Annotated in this window: 3 protein-coding genes; all 3 read right to left on the bottom strand. The window is 68.3% G+C overall.

Translation table 11 applies throughout. The annotated features are described in order from the left end of the window. Positions 1–1,337 (bottom strand): CpaF family protein (locus G3N58_RS33420; RefSeq protein ID WP_206001322.1); only part of this gene is annotated, 1,337 nt, incomplete at its 3' end. A gap of 3 nt (positions 1,338–1,340) precedes the next feature. Next, positions 1,341–2,582: a fimbrial protein gene (locus G3N58_RS33415; RefSeq protein WP_167040142.1), complete on the bottom strand. Its 1,242-nt coding sequence runs from the start codon at positions 2,580–2,582 to the stop codon at positions 1,341–1,343. Between the two features lie 123 nt (positions 2,583–2,705). Continuing rightward, positions 2,706–4,142, bottom strand: coding sequence for a type II and III secretion system protein family protein (locus G3N58_RS33410; protein ID WP_241017345.1), 1,437 nt, complete (start codon positions 4,140–4,142; stop codon positions 2,706–2,708). Between the last annotated feature and the right edge of the window lie 87 nt (positions 4,143–4,229).

Below are 4,229 nucleotides of genomic sequence, written 5' to 3'. Positions count from 1 at the left end.
CCACCGCCGCCGAAGCCCGCATTGCCGAAGCCCTGCGCCTGCTCGCCGCCGCCGAGCACCTGGCGGAAGCGCGCGAGCTTCGGCGAATGCGGATGAATGCCGAGCGACACCCAGTTGTCGAGCTCCTCGCCCTCGGGCGTCACGATCGGCTCGTAGCGATACAGCTCCTGGGTCGCGATGATGTTGTCGGAGAGTCCCGTGACCTCGGTGACCGACAGGATGCGGCGGCGTCCGTTGGAGAGCCGACCGATCTGCACGATGAAGTCGATCGCGTTGGCGATCTGGCGGCGCAGGCTCGACTCGGTGCCCTGGAAGCCCGCGAAGCCCGCCAGCATCTCAAGGCGGTACAGACACTCGCGCGGCGAGCTCGCGTGCACGGTGCCCATCGAGCCGTCGTGGCCGGTGTTCATCGCCTGCAGCATTTCGAGCACTTCGCCACCGCGCACTTCGCCGACGATGATGCGGTCCGGGCGCATGCGCAGCGTATTGCGCAGCAGGTCGCGAATCGTCACGACGCCCGCGCCGTCGAAGCCGCCCGGGCGGCTTTCGAGCCGCACCACGTGCGGGTGGTTCAGCGACAGTTCGGCCGTGTCCTCGATGGTCACGACGCGCTCCGGCTCGGGGATGTGAAACGCCAGCGCGTTGAGCAGCGAGGTCTTGCCCGAACTCGTGCCGCCCGCGACCAGCACGTTGCAGCGCGCGGCCACCGCCGCTTCGAGCAGCGCGCCGATCTCGGCGTTATAGGTGCCGTTGCCGAGCAGATCGTCGGGCCGCATCGGATCCTTGCGGAACTTGCGGATCGACACGATCGGCCCGTCGATCGAGAGCGGCTCGATCACCACGTTCACGCGGCCACCGTTCGGCAGACGCGCGTCGACCATCGGGTTCGATTCGTCGAGACGCCGGCCGATCGGCGCGAGAATGCGCCGCACGATCCGCAGCAGATGCGCGTTGTCGGCAAAGCGCACCTGGATGCGCGTGAGGATGCCGTGACGCGACACGTACACGTCGTTGTAGCCGTTGATCAGGATGTCTTCCACGGCCGGGTCGGCGAGCAGGTCCTCGATCGGCCCGAAGCCCGCGAGTTCCTTGGTCAACGCCTCGGCAATCAGCCGCACTTCGCTCTCGTTGATCGGAATCCGGCGCAGCCTGACGAAGCTGTCCATCTCCAGATCGACGAACTGGTTGATCGCGTTACGCGACCAGCGGCCGAACTCGGAGCCGAGTTCCTCGATGCGCGTGAGCAGATGCTCGTGCGCCGCGTTCTTGATGTCCTGGAACTGCTGGCTATGCGCGAACGCAGGCGCGTCGTCGGCAAACTGGATCTCTTTTGCCATCGTTTATGACCGCTTTTGAGTAGTGGGAATGAAGCGCCTGAGCGCGCCGAGCGCCGACTTGCCGCGCGCCGGCGCCGCGCTGTGCTGCGCGCCGCCGAGCCGCTCGACGAGCGGTTCGAGCGCGCGCACGTAGGCGTCGCGCGGCGCGACGTCGACCAGCAGATGCCCCTGGTTGACCGCCTGGCCGAGCGCGATGCGCCGCTCGGGCAAGCTCGCGAGCAGCGGAATTTCGAGGCGCTGCGCGATCTGCGCGGCGGCGAGGCCGAGGTCGGCATCGAATTTGTTGACGACGAGCTGCACGTTCGAGGTGTCGAGGCCCTCTTCGCGCAAGCCGTCGAGCACGCTGACCGCCGAGACGATCGAGGCGACGCCCTGGTCGCACAGGAGCCAGGTTTCGTCGGCGGCCTGCACGACCTGCGCGATGAATTCGCTGTTGCCGAAGCCGCCGAGGTCGATGAGCTGCTGGTCGAAAAACGCGCGCAGCCGGTTCAGCAAGCCGATCGACGACGAATACGAGACCTCGCGCATGTCGGCGAGATTCGGCGGCAGCGTGGTCAGCGCGAGACCGCTCGCGTGATGCGACAGCGCCGTGTGCACGAAAGTCTGGTCGAAGCGGCGCAGGTTGCGCACGGCCTCGACGAAATTGAATTCGCTGCGCGTGTTGAGCAGCAGCGAGCCGTCCGCGGCGGGCAGGCCGAGATCGAGCAGCGCGGCCTGGCGCCCCTGCGCGACGTCGCGCCGCTGCAGCAGCACGCCGAGGTTGGCGGCGAGCGTGCTCACGCCCATGCCGATGCGCGCGCCGAGCAGCGCCGTAACACGGCCGTGGCGACTCACCGGTTCGATCAGATTGTCGAGCACCTGGCGCGTGATGCGCAGCGCGTCCTCGGGCGGCCCCGACAGGTCGATGAAGTCGCGCACGCCGGCGCGCAGCGCGGCGAGCGCGCTCTCGGGCTCGGCGAGCGAGCCGAGCGCAACGATCTGCAGCGACGGATAGGCCGCGCGCACCGAGTTCGCGGCCGCGCTCGCCGCCGCGCCGCGGCCGCACGAAAAGTCGACGAACACCAGCGACGGATTGAGCGTCGCGATGCGCTGCATCAGCAGCGCCGGATCGAGCGTGGCCGCCTCGATCACGCCCGCACCGACGAGCGTATTGGCGAGCCAGTGCACGTGCTCGTCGGCGAGCGACGCGAACACGAAGTGATCGGTGATCGCCCGTTCAGTCAACGAATGCGTTCTCGCGTTCATGTTGGACATCCTCTTGCGGCATCGACCCTAAAGCCGCCGCCTCGTACTGTCTGCCGGCGCACACGCGCCGGCTCGAAAACCTCGCCTGCTCCCTGCCGCCTGCCGCGCGGCGACACACCGGCTTCACTTGGAGAACCCCGGCACCGCATCGCGCGCCGCGACGCCGCCCAGCAACGAGCGCCACACCGGTCCGTCGCGCTGCTCGGCCTGCTCGCCCGGCGTCGACGGCAAGTCCGCGCCCTTCGCGAGCGGCGAAACCAGATGTGGCGTCACGATGATGACGAGTTCCTTCTCGTTCTGCTGATAGTTGAGCTGCTTGAAGAACGTGCCGAGAATCGGCAGATCGCCGAGCAGCGGCACCTTCGCGACGTTCGACGCGGTCTCGCGGTCGATCAGCCCGCCGATCATGAAGCTCTCGCCGTCGCCGAGCTCGACCGTCGTGTCGGCGCGGCGCGTGATGAACGCGGGTACCGACACGCCGCTGATCGTCACCGCGTTCGCGAAGTCGAGTTGGCTCGCCTCGGGCGCCACCTTCAGCGCGATGCGCTGCGGGCTCAGCACGGTCGGCGTCAGCGTGAGCCCGACGCCGTACTGCTTGTATTCGATCGAGGTCGTACCGAGCGCCTGCGGCACCGGCACCGGCACTTCGCCGCCGGCGAGGAAGCTCGCGCTTTGCCCGGACAGCGCGACGAGCGTCGGCTCGGCCAGCACGCGCGCGAGGTTGTTGCCTTCGAGCAGGCTCAGGTTCGCGAACAGCCCGTGCGTCGCCGAATTGAAGATCAGGTTGAACGCCGACGAGATCGGTTGCGTGCTCGTCACGTTAAGCGCCGAGCTTCCGCCGCCCGTCACGTTACCCAGGGACGACGGCGCGAACGAGCCGAACGTGAAGCCGTTGTTCTGCTTCAGGAAGTTGAAGCCGACTTCCTTCAGCACCGAACGGCTGAATTCGACCACCCGCACGTCGACCTGCACGACCGCGCGGCTCGCCACCGTCGACGTGTCGAACACGGCGCCGTCCTTGCCGACCGCGCCTTGGGCCGCGACGACGGCACGCTGGTGCGACTCCATCGTCGCCGACGAACCGGACACCACCGCCGTGCCGCCGAGCACCTTGACGCTCGGCGTATCGGCGCCGAGCAGCGAGGCCGCGGCCGGCGTCGTCACGTTGACCGTGTAGCGCAGCGGCGCGTCGCGCTCGCGCACCCAGACCATCAGGCTCGTCGTGCCCGCGGCCTTGCCGACCAGCAGCACGCCGCCGTTCTTGCCGCCCTTGACGATCAGCACGTCGGCGACGCCTGGATCGCCGATCGCCACGCGCTGCAGCGCATGGCCCGTCGCGATCTGCTGCTGGCTGCCGACCGTCAGCGTGATGGCCTGGCCGGCCGCGCCCGGCGCGAACTCGGGCGCCTGAGCCGCCTGCTGAGCGGCCTGGGCCGATTGCGCCGCGCGCGAGTTGACCATCCGCTGTGCCGGACCGGCCGCATCGGTCACCGCCGATACGCCCAGCAAAGCCAACCCGAGCCACGCTGCTTTTCTGAAAGCAAAAATCCGTTGTGTCATGTAGTGATGGGGGCGACTGGCCGCCCGCTCCCTGAAGCTGCTTACCAGGCGACCGTTTCGGCGCGCCCACCCCGTATTACTTCGATA

Origin of the sequence: Paraburkholderia sp. Ac-20342 (genome assembly GCF_017104985.1) — a bacterium.
Taxonomy (GTDB): domain Bacteria; phylum Pseudomonadota; class Gammaproteobacteria; order Burkholderiales; family Burkholderiaceae; genus Paraburkholderia.
Note: the sequence above shows the minus strand (reverse complement) of the source record. Positions and strands in the feature narration are given on the sequence as shown.

Excerpts from the sequence above, each read along its gene's own strand:
- G3N58_RS33415 (WP_167040142.1), bottom strand. The coding sequence starts at position 2,582 with ATGAACGCGAGAACGCATTCGTTGACTGAACGGGCGATCACCGATCAC.
- G3N58_RS33410 (WP_241017345.1), bottom strand. The coding sequence starts at position 4,142 with ATGACACAACGGATTTTTGCTTTCAGAAAAGCAGCGTGGCTCGGGTTG.